The sequence below is a fragment of the Planctomycetota bacterium genome, assembly GCA_033763975.1.
GTDB lineage: Bacteria > Planctomycetota > Phycisphaerae > Phycisphaerales > UBA1924 > RI-211.
In genome coordinates, this window is the sequence record JANRJM010000013.1 from 242,127 (window position 1) to 256,975 (window position 14,849).

Here is a 14,849-nt window from a genome sequence, read left to right on the forward strand (position 1 = left end):
TCACCCCCGGCTACGCGGCCTGGCACACCGCCGGCGACGGCGCCAGCGGCACCGACAGCGTGAACGTGCTCCCCTTGTCCACCTGGCTCTCCACCGTGATGTCCCCGCCGTGCATCCGCACCACCTGCCGCGCCAGCGCCAGCCCCAGCCCCGACCCCGTGATCCCGGTGATCCGCTTGTCCTTCGCCCGGTAGAACCGCTCGAACACCAGCTCCTGCTCCTCGGGCTTGATCCCGATCCCGTTGTCCGTCACGCTCACCCGCAGCACGCCCCCCTCCGCGTCCGCCTTCACCCGCACCGCCCCGCCCGCGGGCGTGTACTTGAGCGCGTTGCCCACCAGGTTGTGCAGCGCCAGCACCAGCTTGTCCCGATCGCCCTGGATCACCGGCAGCTTCGGGGGCAGCTCCACCCGCAGCGCGATCTCCCGGTCCTCCGCCTGCGCCCGGAAGTCCGCCTCCAGCTCCTCGAACAGCGCGTCCAGACGCACGTCGTCCGTGCGCAGCTTCAGCACGCCGGCCTCCATCTCCGACACGCTCAGCATGTCCGCGATGATCCGTTCCAAGCGGCGCGACTCGCCCGTGATCACGTTCAGGCACTTGGCCCGCAACGCCGGGTCGTTCTCCCCGTCGTCCACCAGCGTCTCGGCGTACAGCCGGATGTTCGTCAGGGGCGTGCGCAGCTCGTGCGTCGCCTGCGCCACGAACGCGTTGCGGCTCTCGTCCGCCACGCGCTGCTGGGTCACGTCCTCGATCACCACCACCGCCGCCGCCCCGTCCTCGCGCCGCAGCCGCCGCGCCGTCAGCCGCAGCATCGTCCGCTCGCCCCCGCTCCCGGTGCGCTCGACCTCAACGCTCGCGCGAGACCGCGACCCCTCGGCCAGCACGCCCGAGACGATGTCCGATCCGCCGCCCGCGCCCAGCAGGCGCGCCGCCGGCGCGCCCACGATCGCCTCGCGGGCCGCCTGCAGCACCACGCCCGCCGCCCCGTTCGCCGCCACGACCACCCCGCGCTCGTCCAGCACCAGCACGCCGTGCCACAGCGCGTCGAGCGCCGCGGTCATCGCGCCCTCGGCGGCCCGCGCGGTCCCGCCCGGCTCGGCGCTCGCCGTCAGCAGCGTCCGCACGCGCAGCGCTTCACGCTCACGCACCAGCGCGTTCCACGACGCCGCCTCGCCCCCCAGCGCGGGCGAGACCTCCAGCGACGCCGCGTCACGCTCGCCCCCCGCGTTCCACCGCAGCGCGTCGCCGATCGCGCCCAGGGCCAGCCACCGCCGGCGCATCACCCGGTACGTCAGCAGCACGCCCGCGAAGGCGCCCACCCCGATGCCCGCCTGCGCTTCCCACGCCGTCCACCCGGGGTACGTCACCGCCGCGCCAACCTCCAGCATCGCCTGCCCGTGCCCGGGCACCAGCAGGGGCGTGCGCACCTCGACCCGCCCCGGCACGTGCGGCGTCACCACCATCGCCCCAGGCGGGGGCCACGCCTCGGGCGTCACCACCGAGATCCGCGACGGGTCCGCGTCCGCGAGCACCGTCCCGTCGCTCAGCACGATGCGGCAGCGGCCCAGTTCCAGCTCGCGCGCCGCGTCCGCCACCATCCGGCGCAGCGCCGTCCACTCCGACCCCGCGAGCATCGTCTCCGCGCTCTGGCTCAGCACGCGCGACACCGCCTGCACCTGCGTGCGCCGTGCGTCCTCCGCCGCCTCGCGCGCCGAACGCACCGTCCACCAGGTCGACACGCCCACCACGCCCAGCACCAGCCCGCCGACGCACAGGCCGGGAATGATCACCGCGCGTTCGCCGTTGCCGACGCCGCACAGGCGTGAGATCGTGCGCAGCCTCCGGGTCTTCGTCGGCACGGTGCGGTCCTCGGCGGGCGCGAGAGGCCCGGTGCGGATATCGGTCAGACCTCCCGCGTCGTCCAGCCGCCCACCGCGCGCGCGCTCCGCGCCCGCCCCCCCAGCCCGACCGGCACGGGTGATAACCTTCTCGCGGAGGACACCGCCATGCCCGCCGCCCCACGCCGCGCCGCGATCTGCACCCTGCTGAGCATCGGCCTCGCCGCGGCCTCTGCGCCCCCGCCCCGGGCCACCCCCACGCTCGAGACCGATCCCCGCGCCGACGTCGCCGACGCCGCCGTCGCGCCGGCCGTGTGGACCAACTCGCGCGATCCCGCCGCCAGCCTGATCCTCGGCACCCACGCCCGCACGGGCGTCGTTGCCTTCGATCTGGGCGGACGCGCCACGCAGATCCTCGATCTTCCCGGCGCCGACCAGATCGCGCTTTGCTCACTGCCCGGGGGCACGGGCATCGCCGCCGTTTCTCTGCGCGGGCAGCCCGCACTCGCCTTCGTCGAGATCTCGGCCGCCGGCAAGCTCTCCCTCGCCCCGGGCCTCTCCATCGCGCTGCCCGCCCCCACCCCGACCGCGGTCGCGCTCGCCCCCGGCGTTGACGCTTCCGCCCTCGACTGCGTCGTCGCGCTGCCCGGCGGCGCGATCGAGCACCACCGCCTCACCCCCGCGCCCGACGGCTCGCGCAGCGCCGCCCGCGCGACAACGTTCAAGCACCCCGCCGAAGTTGGCGCCGTCGCCGTCCACGCCGGGAACGTGCTGGTCGGCGACGCCACGGGAGCCATCTGGAGGTACCCGGTTCAGGGGGGTCAGCCGGGCGCGGCTGTCGTACCGCCGACGCCCAAGGCACTGATAAAGCCGGTTATCGGTCTCGCGACGTTCGTCCACGCGGATGGGTCGGGGTATCTGCTCGCGACGTTCGACCGGTCGACACAGGTGGTGCTGTACGACCTCCGCACCTTCGAGCGCCTGCGCGTGTTCGGCATTGAGCGCACGGCGTCCGTCGACGAGGTGCAGTACCCCGGCGAGATCGCCGCGAGTGCCGCGGCCCTGGGCGCCACGATGCCGTTCGGGTGCGTGGTCGTGCAGGACGCGGACAACGAGGGGCAGGGGCCAAACTTTAAAGTGCTTGCGTGGGAGGCCGTTGCGCGTTCGGTCCGCCCCCCGCTGCCGCTTCGTCCCGCCGGCGCGAAGTAAGCCCGGCCCGCCGCGGGCGCGAGTGAAGTTTGCGCTTTCTTAACACTTAGATCGCCGATCAACCCTAGGTTTCCCCTCTTCGAGTTTGGACGGCGCGAAGCGGGAAACTGACGCATGGACAGGTCGCGGCATGGGCGACTCGGGTTTACCCTGATCGAACTGCTGGTCGTCATCGCTGTGATTGCGTTGCTGATCGGCATTCTGCTGCCGGCGTTGGGGAACGCGCGCGAGAGCGGGCGCACCACCAAGTGCGCGGCCAACCTGCGCCAGTTCGTGACCGGGTTCGCGGCCTACGCGAACGACCAGCGCGGGTACTTCTCCAGCGGGCCCTGGGACAACGACTCGGACGAGAGTTACGGCTCGCTGGACACCACGGGATGGGTGGCGGACTTCGTGCTGGGCGGGTTCGGCAACGCGGCGAACATGTTGTGCCCCTCGAGCCCCGCGCGGGCGAGCCAGTCGCTGGCGTTCTCGCGCGCGAACAGCGGCGGGGCGTACCGCGGCTTCACCCAGCCGCAACTGGACGAACTGGCGGACCGCGGGTTCAACACGAACTACTGCCAGTCGTGGTACATGGCCCACACGGACGTGAAGAACCACCGGCAGACGGGCAACTACAAGGACCGCACGACGCTGCGGGGCCCGCTGAACGAGAAGAGCCTCGGCAACACGGCGACCCCCTCGATCGTCCCGATGCTGGCCGACGGTGCGGCGGTGCTGCTCGACCCGGACGACGACGTGCTGCTGGACGGGCAGATCGTGCCGGGCGCGAAGGTGCTGACGGACGGGCCCGTGTCGATGGTGAGCGTCCCGTTCCTGAACGTTCCGGGCGCGGGGCGCCAGCGGTACGAGGACTGGGGGCCGGTGCACGGCAAGGGCGGGAAGGTCACCGGCGAGGTGAACCACGACAAGATGTACGGCAACATCGGGTTCGCGGACGGGCATGTCGCGGTGTTCGCCGACACGGGGCGTCGCGACGGGCGGTGGGAAGCGAGCAGCGTGCAGGTCAACGGGCGCTGGACCATCCAGTACGACGAACTCGAGGGCAAGGTGTACGGGGGCTGGCTGACGAAGCAGGGCCTCAACTGGTAGGTGGGGCAGGGCGGGGCGGGATCGTCCGTGCCCGCGCGCGTCGCGCGGGGCGAGCGAGCCCGCCGGGAAGTCGGTACGACACGATCCGGGAGGATCAGAGGAGATCGAACGATGAAGAAGTTCATGGGTGTGTGCGCGCTCGTCGCGCTGGCCGGGGTGGCGCAGGGCCAGGTGCAGTTCAACGAGATCTTCGTGAACGCGCCGGGCACGGACCAGGGGCGCGAGTTCATCGAGCTGCTCAGCGCGGCTCCCAACCAGAGCCTGGACGGGCTCACGATCCTCGTCATCGAGGGCGACTGCGGCAGCGGGTGCGTCGCGGGCACCATCGACCAGGCGCTGTCCCTTACCGGGCAGTCGACCGGCGCCAACCGCCTGTTCATGTGGCGTGACAGCACGGACGCGCTCATCCCCGAGGCCGAGCCCGCGACGGCGATCTTCGTGCAGGACTTCAGCCCCGACATCGAGAACGGCTCGAACACGTACCTGATCGTCGAGGGCTTCACGGGCGCGGTCGGCGACGATCTCGACGCGAACAACGACGGCGTGCTCGACTCGCAGCCCTGGACGCGCGTCGTCGACGCCGTGGGGTACAAGGAGGGCGACAACCGCGACACGCACCTGCAGTATTCCACGCAGCTGGGCGGGCCCGATGTCACCGACTACATCCGCCCGGGAACCAGCGCGTTCACGCCCGACACCCTGATGCGCCTCTGCGGCGGGTGGGTGACCATGGACGTGCTCGGCGGCGGCTTTGGCCCGTGGGTCGCCGATCCCAACGAGACGCTGTTCGTTCCCGACAACGGGCAGGTCCTCAACCCGAACTTCACGCTCACCCCGGGCGCGCCGAACATCGAGTGCGAGTCGGCCCCGCCCTGCGAGCCCGACTTCAACCAGGACGGCAACGTCGACCAGGACGACATCGCGTGCCTCGCGCAGGTCGTCGCGGGCGACCCCTCGTGCTCGTCGAGCGATCCGGACTTCAACCGCGACGGCAACGTCGACCAGGACGACATCGCCGGCCTCGAGCAGGTCGTCGCCGGGCAGCCCTGCCCGTAAGTTCGCGCCCGTACGAGCCCGACGCGCGAGCGCGGGCTGCTTCCCGATCTTCCTGTTCCACTTCACCACGCCGTTGAACTCGTGATCTCACCAACGCCCCGGGCACACGCCCGGGGCGTTGTCGTTGGTGGCACGCCGGGGCGTCGGCCGGCTTACTCGGTAGCTTCGTCGCACAGAGCCGCGGCGTGCGCGAGCGTGGCGTCGAGCTCGGTCGGGCTGTGGGCGCGGAGCGTGACGTGCCCCAGCTTGCGCCCCGGGCGCGGGGCCTTGTCGTAGAGGTGCACCGATGCGCCGGGCACGGAGAGCAACGCCGCGAGCGGGGGCGAGCGGCCGATGATGTTCACCATCGCGCACGGGCCCAGCGCATGGCAGGGCCCCAGCGGCAGGCCCGCGACCGCGCGGACGTGGTTCGCGAACTGGCTCGTCGCGGCGCCCTCGATGGTCCAGTGCCCGCTGTTGTGCACGCGCGGCGCCATCTCGTTGGCGAGCAGGCGCCCCTGCACCACGAAGAACTCGATCGTGAGCACGCCGACGTAGTCGAGCTCGTCGAGGATGCGCGACGCGGCGTGCTCGGCCGCCGCCTGCAGCACGCTCCAGCGCGAGGGGACGCGCGAGACGCGCAGGATGCCCTGGCGATGGACATTCTCGATCAGCGGGTAGCACGCGGTGGCGCCGTCGCGTGCGCGGCAGGCGATGACCGAGACCTCCGCGTCAAACGGCACCATGCGCTCGACGATGATGCCCAGCGGGGCCGCGCCCTGCAGCACGTGCCAGGCCCGGCCGGTGTCGGCCTCGGCGCGGATGACGGCCTGGCCCTTGCCGTCGTAGCCCATGCGGCAGGTCTTGGCGACGAGTGGCGGGCCAAGCGACGCGACGGCGTCGGCGAACTCGGCGTGCGTGAACACCACGCGGTACGCGGGCACTTCGAGCCCGATGCGCGAGAAGAGCGCCTTCTCCTGCGCGCGGTCCTGGCCGACGGCGAGCGCCCGCGGGGGCGGAAAGGTCGGACGGGCCGCCGCCAGACGGTGCGCGACGGAGACGGGGACGTTCTCGAACTCGAAGGTGATGGCGTCGAGCGGATCATCGTGGCCGAAAGCGAAGCGGTCGCCGGCGGCGGGGTCGCTGAAATCACCGACGACGAGCTCGCCGACATGGCGGGCCGGGGCGTCGGGGGTCACGTCGAAGAACCGGAAGCGCATGCCCAGCGGGATGCCCGCGAGAGCGAGCATGCGCCCGAGCTGTCCGCCCCCGACCACGCCGATGAGCACGGATCACCTCGTTGCGGAAGGGCGGGCGGGCTTGGATGCCCGGGCGGTCTTTGACGCCGCGGGCTTCTTCGCGCGCGGCGCGTCGCGGCGCGGGTCGTCGGCGTCGAGCACGTCGCGCGTCTGGCGGGCGCGGTGCGCGAGCAGCGCGTCACGGATCGCGTCGTCGTGCAGCGCGAGGATGGCGGCGGCGGCGAACGCCGCGTTGATCGCACCAGCCCGCCCGATCGCGAACGTGTGCACCGGCACGCCCGCGGGCATCTGCACGATGGAGAGCAGCGAGTCGAGCCCCTTGAGGGCGTGGCTCTCGACCGGCACGCCCAGCACGGGCAGATGCGTCTTGCTGGCGGCCATGCCCGGCAGGTGTGCCGCCCCGCCCGCGCCGGCGATGATGACGTGCAGCCCGCGCTCCGCGGCGGACGACGCGTACTCGAAGAGGCGGTCGGGCGTGCGGTGCGCGGAGACCACGCGGACCTCGTGCGCGATGCCAAGGGCCTGCAGCGTGTCGGCGGCGTGCTGCATGGTCTCCCAGTCGGAGCGCGAGCCCATGATGACGCCGACCAGCGGGGCGGGAGCGGTGCGTGTGCCCATGAGCCGCGAGTGTATTCGGGCCTGCGCCCCGGTGGGCGTCAGCGGTTGAGCTGCACGCGCAGACGCCAGGTGGCGGCGGTGTCGCTCGAGACGCCCCGGAGGAACTCCTGCCGCCGGGCGTCCAGAAGCTGGTACTTCCAGTCGTTCTGCACGCGGAGCGGGACACCGGCCTCGTCGAAGAACATGAACTGGTACTGGATGCGCGAGTACTCGCCCGTGTCGCCCAGCACGCGCACCGGCACGGTGACGGTCATGATCTCGCCCTTGGTGACGGCGGGCTCGGCGAAGGTGAGATGGCGCCCGAGCTCGCGCTCCAGCACCTCGATCTGCGGGTATTCGCGACGCGCGTCCTGGGGCTGCTCGCCCGCGCCCCACGGCTGCTGGCCCGCGGGCGTCGTCGTCGTCGCGAGGGTGTCGCGCTTGCCGGCGTACGGGCCCTTTTCGGAGTTGCGGCAGGCGGCCGGGCCGAGCAGGGCGGCGGTCGAGAGAGCGATCAACATCACGGCGGGTCGGGTCAGCGAGCGGGTCATCGGGCGGGTCTCCTGTGGGTCGTTGGGAGTCGGTCAATCCGACATGTGCGTGCGTCAGGGCTGGGTGGGCGGGGGCGTGATCGTGCGGGTGCCGGCGCCGAGCACGCTGCCGGCCCGGTATCGGGCGATCGCGTCCTTGAGCGCGTCCGAGACCGGCTTGTACGCGCGGTGCTCTTGCGCGAACAGGCGCTGGTACCCGATCGTGCCCGGGAGCGGGCACACCAGCGACGTGCCCCCTTCGAGCACGTGCAGGCGCGAGCGCCCCTGCTGCGCCTCAACCTCGAACGTGATGCCCTCTTCGCGGTACAGGTTCGCGAGTTCGGTCGAGGACATCCACGTGAGGTTGCCCGCGTCGTGGTAGATCTTCATGACCTCGGGCGTCGGCGTGCGCACGCAGCGCCCGCCGAAGATGTAGGGCAGGTCGTCGCCCGGGACGCGCCACGGGAACTCGTCGTTGGCGTAGACGACGCGCGTGGATCGGCGCCAGTCGGCGTCGGACGCGCCCGGCGCGCCCAGGCGCACGTAGCGGAGTTGGAGGCGTCCGTCGGCGGGCGGGTTGAGCCCGGCCAGGGCCGTGCGCGACGCGCTGTCGCCGGCGACTTCGAGCAGGATCGAGCTGGCGGCGACATCGATGGTGAGCGGCACGAGGTAGACGCGCTGGGGCAGGAACTCGCAGTGGCGCGTGTCGGCGGATGCGCCGGCCTTGAGGAGCGCACCGGCGAGGATGAGCCCGGCGCCGACGAGCGCGCGGTTGCGCCGTTCTTCGTCGGAGTTCCCGCCGCTGGTCGCGAGCACGGCCCCGCCCGCGATGAGCACGGTGCCGATGACGCTCTTGGCCTCGCGCACGCTCTCGAGGCTGTTCCACATGAGGTCGGTGGCCATCGCGTTGAGGTCGGCGGCGACGGGCGTTCCCTCGGGCTGGCCGGCGGGCACGCCCGAGGGCGGGAGGATCTGCGCCAGGAGGGGGCGGGCGTCGGCGGGCGTCAGGGGCTGGAAGCGGGCGAGGGCGTCGTCCGGGCCGTAGGCGACCTTCGCCGGCCCGCGCCCGTAGTCCACGACGAGGACGGTGTTGTACCCGCCGGCCTCGAGCTGTCGCGCGAGGGGTTCGAGGGCGGGGTCGATGGCGACCGCCTCGCGCAGGTTGTCGCGCGCCTCGGCGTCGCGCCCCAGCGCCTTGTTGGCGACGGCGTTGAGCAGGTACCCCAGCGTGAACGTCGTGCGCGCGGGCACGTAGCCGTTCTCGATCAGCGCGTCGCCGTTGCGCCCGCTCGCGTCGGCCTGGGCCGCCCGGCGGGCGAGGTCGTCGCGCGTCACGCGCTCGCCCCGCTCGTTCTCGCCGAAGTCGCGCAGCAGGAAGAGCGACGACTGGGCCGCGGCCCGGGTGTTGTCCCACTCGCCCCGCATCGCCTTCTGCAGCGCGATGTACGAGTAGGCCATCGCCTGCTCGAAGGGCTCGCCCTTCCAGATCTTGACGCGCTCGTTGAAGACCGCGGCCCGCACGGTGCGATCGTCGTTCAGGCCCTGCGTGCGCAGCAGGTTGTACAGCTCGTTCGACGCGATCTCGGCGGCGTCGGGCTGCCCGTCGGCGAGCGTCAGGATGAGCAGGCGCATCCGGTCGAGCAGGTACGACTTGTCGGACGGGTTGTCGGAGAGCGACGCCTCGATGGCCTGGCGCGCCACGCCGTATTCGGCGCGGAGCGCGGCGGCCTCGACCTTGCGGTCCACGCGGTCGCGCGACGCACAGCCCCCGGCGAGCGAGGCGAGCAGCGCGAGCGCGCAGCCCCACGCGCGGGCGCGGCGTCCGATCGGAGCGGCGTGGTTGGTCGGGGTGCGTGTCATGCGTGGGTGCGGGGCGGGGCGGGCTCAGTCGTACGCGCGGCCGACGGCGACCTTCTTGAACTCCACGATGCCCGTCCAGGCCACCTCGCGGGTATCGATGTTCGTGATGCGCAGCTCGCACAGGTACGCGTCGGTGCGGTCCACGCCCGCGCTGCGCACGGCGGAGCGGAACGTCGCGGTCATCTCGTGCGTGGGGCGCCGGCCGCTCGCGTAGGCGCGGTCGAACTCGGTGGGCGTGTCCGACTCGCGCAGGTGCTCGGCGGGGACGACGAACACGATGTTCCGCAGACGCCGCAGCGCGTCGATGCTCGCGCTGTCGCGGACCTTCACCATCATGTACCAGCGGTCTGGCTCGGGGATGACGTCGGACGAGAGGTTCTCGACCTTGGAGATCGCGATGACGACGCGTTCGGACTCTGGGGAACGGTCCCGCAGGAAGTCGCTGTCCTGCAGGCGTGCCGCCAGCTCGCGCGCGGTGTACTCGATGTCATCCACCGCCAGGCGTGACGACCGGGGCTTGGCGGCGCACGCGCCCAGGGGCGCGACCGCGGCGCCCAGGGCGAGGGCGACGAGCCCGGCGCAGGCGGCGCTCCGGCGGACCAGCGTGTGCATGGGCGTGCCTCCGTGCGTGCGGAACCCGTCCTCGTTAGCGCCCGGGCGTCTGCTTGACCTCGTAGGGCGTGTTGGTCCAGATGAGTTCGCGCGACTGCGCGTTGCTCAGGCTGAACGAGAGCATGTACAGGTTCACTTCCTGTGCGCCGCGCTCGACGCGGTACATCTCGCCGTTGAGGAAATACGTCATGCCCGGGTTGAGGGGCGTGGTGGAGCCGGTCTCGCCCTCGACCCCGCCCAGCTCGAGCCGCCGGAGTTCTTCCATCTTGGCGCGGCTTTCGATCCAGCGGATGCGGCTGCGCGCCACGCTGCTGTTCACCAGCTTCTGGCGCACGCGCGTGCGGAACGCCTCGAAGTCGCTCGTGGGGACGATGCCGGTCTTGTTCACGAGGTCGCCGAAGACGACGCTCACCCGCTGCCCGGAGTTGAACTCAGGGAGCGCGATGAGGTCTTCGGTGAGCTGCTGCGCGACCTGGTCGGAGAACTCGACGAGCGCGGCGGGCTGCACCTGGGCGCTGCGCCGCTCGGCCTTGGTGGTGTCGCTCACTTCCACGCGCCGGGTCTGCTCGCCCTTGGGCGGGGCGTTGCACCCGGCGAAGAGAACCCCCAGAACCACCGCTCCCGCGACGCCGCTCGATGCACGCTTCATCTCGTACCTCCCGCTCGACGCTTCGACCACCGACACCGATTCGGACGGTATCAGCCCGTTTGCCGGCGAGAGTTTAGACGCCGCTAACTTCGCGGGGTTCCCGGGGCGGAGCTCGCACGCAAACGACTGTGCAGCAAGACGTTGGGGTGTCGGCTAGAACACGTCGCGCCCGCCGCGCTCTTCTTCGCGCACGTCGAGCCGGGCGGCGAGGCGCTCGCGGTCGCTGGGGTAGCGGCGCAGCAGCAGGGCGTCGGGGGTCCAGACGAGTTCGTGGTAGTCGCCGTCGGCGTCGATGACGCCCTGGCCGGGCAGGCAGACCTCGAAGCGGGTGTCGGCGTCGTCGTCGCGGAGCGGGAGGATCTGGGTCTCAACGACGCGGATGACGACGGCGCGTTCGATGTCGAGGTAGAAGAGCGCGAGCGTGCGCGGGCGGCCTTCGCCGAGGCTTTCGATCTCGCGCTCGGGGAAGTCGACCATGCCGAAGAAGCGCCCGAGGCCGTGGACCGACTGGCCCGCGAGCGGGCCTGCGCGCCAGCGGACGGTGCGGGCTTCGGCGCCCGGGCGGAGGACGCGGGCCTCGGTGCGGGAGACAAGGTCGACGATGACGGGCGAGGACGCGGCCCCGGCGACGGGCGCGAGCGCGCCCGACACGCCCGTGCCGAAGCGGGCATCGCGCGTGGGGGCGTACGAGCGCCACGCGGCGGGGACGGGGCGCTGCCAGAGCGAGGCGAGGACGCGCTCGCCCATGGGGAACGCGACGCCGAAGAACTGGAAGTCGGGCGGGAGGTTCCAGTGCTCGAGTGGCTGACCGAGCGCGGAGAGGACGGCGATGGCGAAGTCGCTGGCGACGGCGCGGGCTTTGTCGAAGCCGCGGGAGAAGAGGAGGAGGATGTCGCCGGCGGGGGTGAAGCCGACGGCGCGGGGGAAGACCTCGGTGTTGAGGCCGATGCCGGGGATGCCGGCGAGCGGGCGCTGGGAGGCGATGCGTCCGAGCGGATCAAAGATGGTGAGGCGCCAGCGCTGGTCGGAGGTGTGCTGGTGAACGAGCGCGACGGCGCGCCCGGGGAGCACGGCGGCGCAGCGGGGCCAGTGGTCGCAGAACGGGCCCTGGTTGCTGGACTCGACGTGCAGGGCGAGGTCGGCGAAGGGCGCGCGGAAGACGGTTTCGGCGGCGCGGAAGGCGTGCGGGTCGAGCCGTTCGGTGCCCATGGTGGTTAGTGCCAGATGTAGGGCTTGCCGATGTCGCGCTGGTTGATGGCGGGGCCCCACCAGCGGAACGGCTGCAGGATGGCCTTGCGGGTGAATCGACGCTGGGCGAAGGGGCGTGGCTGGAAGTTCGCGTCGAAGTCGCCGACATCGCCGCGCTCGTTGTAGGTGAGGAACTCCTGCTCGTTCATGGAGATGGCGGCGCCGTTGCGCCGGAAGACGGGGACTTCGGGCTCGATCCAGACGATGTGCCCGCCGCCGGCGATGAGGTCGCCCCGGCGGATCCAGTGGCGGGAGTGGTCGTAGGCGTTGTTGCTCTGGGGGAGAGGGACGGGGCGCGCGTAGGCGGCGTTGCCGACGAACCCGCCGGAGCCGATCGCGTTGGCGTGCACGCGTCCGTTGCCGGCCTGGCTGGAGCGGGTCAGACGCCGCATCAACGAGTTCGGCACGACGCGGACGCCCCCGCCGGGGAAGAGGGCCTCGGTGATGCAGTTCTGCGTGAACCCGCTGCAGTCGCAGCCGGTCCAGTTGGCGGTGGTTTCTTCGGGGGCGATGGGGTTGCCGACGCCCCGCAGCCCGGGCTTGTGCTCGGCCTCGTACTCGGCCCAGTCGGCGATGCGCCGGCGCGGCGGGTTGTCGGCGATGGTGGCGTGCGGGTTGCCGAAGAGATCGTTGCGGTACTCGTCGGGGCGGCACTTGCAGCCGAAGGAGTACGCCATGCCGCCGACGCGTCCTTCGATCGCCTGGTCGAAGCCGTGATTCTGCGGGGTGGCCTGATCGTCGCGGAACTCGGCGCCGCTGGCGTTGGGCACCCAGCCGTTGCCGGCGGGGTGGACGATCGGGCGGAAGCCGTTGACGGCCGCACCGTTGCCGACGAGCGGGTACAGCTCGCCGTCCATGAGCACGACCGGCTGGCCCAGGGGCGTGCCGTCGGGCGCGTTGCCGGGCGGGCTGCGGAGCGGGTCGGACGTGGCGTTGGATTGGGTGAGGACGGCGACGCCGTTCTGGCGGATGCGCCACACGCGCTGGGCGGACTGGACGTAGGGCTGGTGCACCGGGCGGTGCAGCCAGAACGTCGGCTCGGTGACGTACATCTCGGCCAGGCGGACCATCTCGGCCTGGAGACGGCGCACGACGCCCTCGTACAGCTCCCAGAGCCCGTCGATCGACGCGGGCGCGAGGTCCCACGCGTTGCCGGTCGGCTTCGTGGCGTCGCGCGGGGGGCCCACGAGGATCCGCTTGTCGACGATCCAGCCCTTGTGGGCGTCGAGCGTCGGGTCGAACAGGTACTCGGTCTTCAGGTACTCGACGAGCGCGGCGTCGAGCCCGATGGTCGAGAGGTTGTACGGCCAGTTCGCGGGCGTGTTGATGGGCGCGAAGTGCTGCAGATAGAGCTTGACGGCGGCCCTGGTCTCGTCGGCGTACTGGCCGTTCAGCGGGATGTAGTTCCACTGATTCGCCGGCACTCGCCTGTTGCGCGAGACCACCTCGTTGAGGATCTCCTGCAACTGGACGACGCCCTCGGGGTCGTCGCCCTCGGGAAGCGGGGTGGCGGGCGAGCGGTTGGTGGCGTCGGGCTGGTAGACGAACAGTCGGTCGGCGGTGGCGCTGGTGCGCCGCGCGACGTCGTTGAGCGCGGGCGACTCGGTGTTGCGCACGAGGCGGAGGATGATGAAGTCCTCGTCGGTGCCGATGGAGATGGTGATCTTGACCTCGGCGTCGGCAGTGGGGACCTCGCGGGGCGGGTGGCGGACGGTGACCTCGGCCAGGCCGCGCGCGTCGGTGAGGGGCGCGTTGTCGCCGACGAGCTCGTCGACCTCGGTGTTGTCGGGGGCGAGGAACTTGAAGTGGGTGCTGCCCGAGGTGCGTCGGAACTCGACGCGCGTGCCCTCGACGGGTTGGTAGTCCTGGTCCCACACGATGGCGGTGAGCTTGCGCTGGGCCTTCCAGACGTTGTTGATCCGGGTGGCGATGTCGATGTAGAAGCGCCCTTCGATGTCGGCGAACTCGGGGATGTCGGGGCTGGCGGGGTGGTAGTTGGGCAGCAGGGTCTGGGCACGGGCGTCCTGGCCGCGGTCTTCGCCCTGCACGAAGACCTTGTCGCGGCTGCGGGGCAGCAGCGCGATCCAGGGGATGCGGGGAACGACGGTGGCGACGAGATCAGAGGCCTCGTGGCGGAGGCGCGGGATCGACGCGTCGAGCTGTCGCGCGCCGCCGTGGCAGCTCATGTCCTGGAAGCGTGGGATCGCCATGGCGACGTCAGCGGGCGCTGCGGATCAGCACCCGTGGACCTCCTTGAGCTTGGCCTGCGTCTGAGGCCCGGGGATGCCGTCGACATCGAGCGGCGGGTGGAGCGTCTGGAACGCGATGACGGCGCGCTTGGTCTTGGGGCCCATGATGCCGTCGATGGGGCCGGGGTCGAGGCCGAGGTTCTTGAGGCGTGCCTGCACGCCCGTGAGGTACTCGACGGGGTCGAGGTTGCCGAGCTTCAGGGGCCAGTCGAGGAACTTGTCCTGGCCGAGGGTGACCTTGAGCACGCCCGAGTCGGCGCGGGCGTCGATGAGCTGCTCGAGGATGCCCTCGGCGTCGGTCGTGCCCTGCATCTTGGCGGTGCCGACGGTGAGGGTGTAGGGGGTGTTGGCGAGGGGCTCGCGGTCGAGCCCGCAGACGCGGATGCGGAGCATGGTGCGCGGGCGGGTGAGCTTGAATCGGTGGTTCTGCTCGGTGGAGCCGGTGGTCTGCTTGGCCTCGGGCGTGGGGATGAAGACCTCGTCGCCGGGGTAGATGAGGTTGGGGTCGGGGCGGGCCGCGCGGAAGTCGGCGTTCTCGGGCGCGTCGTAGATGACCTTCCAGTCGGCGAGGCCATAGACCTTCGCGAGAAGCGAGAGGCATTCACCCTGCTGCACGATGTGGGCGGGCATGGTCCGGTCACTCCCTCGGAGCGATGGTACGGGAGGCGGGGG

The 14,849-nt window shown here is 71.6% G+C and carries 13 protein-coding genes; 3 read left to right on the forward strand and 10 right to left on the reverse strand.

Annotated elements, in window-relative coordinates; genetic code table 11:
- Positions 1–10: 10 nt before the first annotated feature.
- Positions 11–1,858 carry an ATP-binding protein gene (locus SFY69_08395; protein ID MDX2132057.1) on the reverse strand — a complete coding sequence of 616 codons (1,848 nt, stop codon included), beginning with the start codon at positions 1,856–1,858 and terminating at the stop codon, positions 11–13.
- Positions 1,859–2,005: 147 nt separating this feature from the next.
- Here SFY69_08395 and SFY69_08400 point away from each other — a divergent pair, with 147 nt between their 5' ends.
- The 3 genes from SFY69_08400 to SFY69_08410 all read left to right on the forward strand — a co-directional run bounded on the left by SFY69_08400 (position 2,006) and on the right by SFY69_08410 (position 5,194).
- Entirely contained in the window at positions 2,006–3,046 is a 1,041-nt protein-coding gene (locus tag SFY69_08400) for a phytase (protein MDX2132058.1), read from the forward strand.
- Positions 3,047–3,160: 114 nt separating this feature from the next.
- A complete protein-coding gene (locus SFY69_08405; protein MDX2132059.1) occupies positions 3,161–4,138 on the forward strand; it encodes a type II secretion system protein in 978 nt (325 codons plus the stop codon).
- Positions 4,139–4,249: 111 nt separating this feature from the next.
- On the forward strand, positions 4,250–5,194 hold the full coding sequence (locus SFY69_08410; protein ID MDX2132060.1) for a hypothetical protein: 945 nt from the start codon (positions 4,250–4,252) through the stop codon (positions 5,192–5,194).
- A 152-nt stretch (positions 5,195–5,346) separates the two neighbouring features.
- Here the strand turns inward: SFY69_08410 and SFY69_08415 are convergent, their stop codons facing one another.
- The 9 genes from SFY69_08415 to SFY69_08455 form a co-directional block, all read right to left on the reverse strand.
- Positions 5,347–6,462, reverse strand: coding sequence for a 5-(carboxyamino)imidazole ribonucleotide synthase (locus SFY69_08415; protein ID MDX2132061.1), 1,116 nt, complete (start codon positions 6,460–6,462; stop codon positions 5,347–5,349).
- Positions 6,463–6,465: 3 nt separating this feature from the next.
- Positions 6,466–7,050 (reverse strand): 5-(carboxyamino)imidazole ribonucleotide mutase, encoded by a 585-nt coding sequence (gene purE / locus SFY69_08420; GenBank protein ID MDX2132062.1) that lies wholly within the window; start codon positions 7,048–7,050, stop codon positions 6,466–6,468.
- Positions 7,051–7,088: 38 nt separating this feature from the next.
- Positions 7,089–7,580: a hypothetical protein gene (locus tag SFY69_08425; protein MDX2132063.1), complete on the reverse strand. Its 492-nt coding sequence runs from the start codon at positions 7,578–7,580 to the stop codon at positions 7,089–7,091.
- A 54-nt stretch (positions 7,581–7,634) separates the two neighbouring features.
- Positions 7,635–9,419, reverse strand: a complete 1,785-nt coding sequence (locus SFY69_08430; protein MDX2132064.1) for a hypothetical protein — start codon at positions 9,417–9,419, stop codon at positions 7,635–7,637.
- Between the two features lie 24 nt (positions 9,420–9,443).
- Complete coding sequence (locus SFY69_08435) at positions 9,444–10,031, reverse strand: hypothetical protein (protein ID MDX2132065.1); 588 nt, start codon at positions 10,029–10,031, stop codon at positions 9,444–9,446.
- A gap of 34 nt (positions 10,032–10,065) precedes the next feature.
- Positions 10,066–10,680: a YtxH domain-containing protein gene (locus tag SFY69_08440; GenBank protein ID MDX2132066.1), complete on the reverse strand. Its 615-nt coding sequence runs from the start codon at positions 10,678–10,680 to the stop codon at positions 10,066–10,068.
- Positions 10,681–10,833: 153 nt separating this feature from the next.
- Entirely contained in the window at positions 10,834–11,889 is a 1,056-nt protein-coding gene (locus SFY69_08445) for a hypothetical protein (GenBank protein ID MDX2132067.1), read from the reverse strand.
- Positions 11,890–11,894: 5 nt separating this feature from the next.
- Complete coding sequence (locus SFY69_08450) at positions 11,895–14,138, reverse strand: hypothetical protein (GenBank protein ID MDX2132068.1); 2,244 nt, start codon at positions 14,136–14,138, stop codon at positions 11,895–11,897.
- Between the two features lie 24 nt (positions 14,139–14,162).
- Positions 14,163–14,807, reverse strand: coding sequence for a peptidoglycan-binding protein (locus SFY69_08455; protein ID MDX2132069.1), 645 nt, complete (start codon positions 14,805–14,807; stop codon positions 14,163–14,165).
- Between the last annotated feature and the right edge of the window lie 42 nt (positions 14,808–14,849).

Bases quoted from the DNA above. Each gene is read 5' to 3' on its own strand.
- SFY69_08435 (MDX2132065.1), bottom strand. From the start codon at position 10,031: ATGCACACGCTGGTCCGCCGGAGCGCCGCCTGCGCCGGGCTCGTCGCC.
- SFY69_08450 (MDX2132068.1), bottom strand. From the start codon at position 14,138: ATGGCGATCCCACGCTTCCAGGACATGAGCTGCCACGGCGGCGCGCGA.
- SFY69_08410 (MDX2132060.1), top strand. From the start codon at position 4,250: ATGAAGAAGTTCATGGGTGTGTGCGCGCTCGTCGCGCTGGCCGGGGTG.
- SFY69_08405 (MDX2132059.1), top strand. From the start codon at position 3,161: ATGGACAGGTCGCGGCATGGGCGACTCGGGTTTACCCTGATCGAACTG.
- SFY69_08445 (MDX2132067.1), bottom strand. From the start codon at position 11,889: ATGGGCACCGAACGGCTCGACCCGCACGCCTTCCGCGCCGCCGAAACC.
- SFY69_08425 (MDX2132063.1), bottom strand. From the start codon at position 7,580: ATGACCCGCTCGCTGACCCGACCCGCCGTGATGTTGATCGCTCTCTCG.
- SFY69_08455 (MDX2132069.1), bottom strand. From the start codon at position 14,807: ATGCCCGCCCACATCGTGCAGCAGGGTGAATGCCTCTCGCTTCTCGCG.
- SFY69_08430 (MDX2132064.1), bottom strand. From the start codon at position 9,419: ATGACACGCACCCCGACCAACCACGCCGCTCCGATCGGACGCCGCGCC.
- SFY69_08440 (MDX2132066.1), bottom strand. From the start codon at position 10,680: ATGAAGCGTGCATCGAGCGGCGTCGCGGGAGCGGTGGTTCTGGGGGTT.
- SFY69_08400 (MDX2132058.1), top strand. From the start codon at position 2,006: ATGCCCGCCGCCCCACGCCGCGCCGCGATCTGCACCCTGCTGAGCATC.
- purE (MDX2132062.1), bottom strand. From the start codon at position 7,050: ATGGGCACACGCACCGCTCCCGCCCCGCTGGTCGGCGTCATCATGGGC.